This window comes from Stenotrophomonas maltophilia (assembly GCF_001676385.1).
Taxonomy (GTDB): Bacteria; Pseudomonadota; Gammaproteobacteria; order Xanthomonadales; family Xanthomonadaceae; genus Stenotrophomonas; species Stenotrophomonas maltophilia_J.
Genome location: NZ_LYVJ01000042.1, coordinates 1 through 392, shown reverse-complemented (window position 1 = coordinate 392; position 392 = coordinate 1). Strand labels below are relative to the sequence as shown.

At 73.7% G+C, this 392-nt stretch carries 1 protein-coding gene; it reads left to right on the top strand.

The features are described 5' to 3' along the window. The coding region (locus A9K58_RS18845) for a penicillin-binding protein activator (protein WP_196769221.1) at positions 1-392 on the top strand (392 nt) is incomplete at both ends.

Here is a 392-nt window from a genome sequence, read left to right as displayed (position 1 = left end):
GCCCTGGCCGCCTATGACAAGGCCGTCGCCTCCGGTGCCGACTTCGTGGTCGGCCCGCTGGGCCGCGACGAAGTGGACGCGGTGTACGGCCGCCAGCAGCTGCAGGTGCCGGTGCTGGCCTTGAACCGCGGCAAGGACGCACCGCCGGCTGGCAGTGCCGGCTTCTCGCTGGCACCGGAAGACGATGGCATCGTCGCCGCCGAGTACCTGCGTGGCCGCGAGCGCGGCAAGGCGCTGGTGATCAACAGCGCCGACGACACCGGCCGCCGTGCCGCCGCCGCCTTCGCCCAGCGCTTCGCGCAGCGCGGTGGCCAGGTGGTGGCCACGATCGGCGTCACCGATGCCGTCGGCGATGTCGGCGCGCAGGTGCGCAACGCCGGCCAGGTCGATGC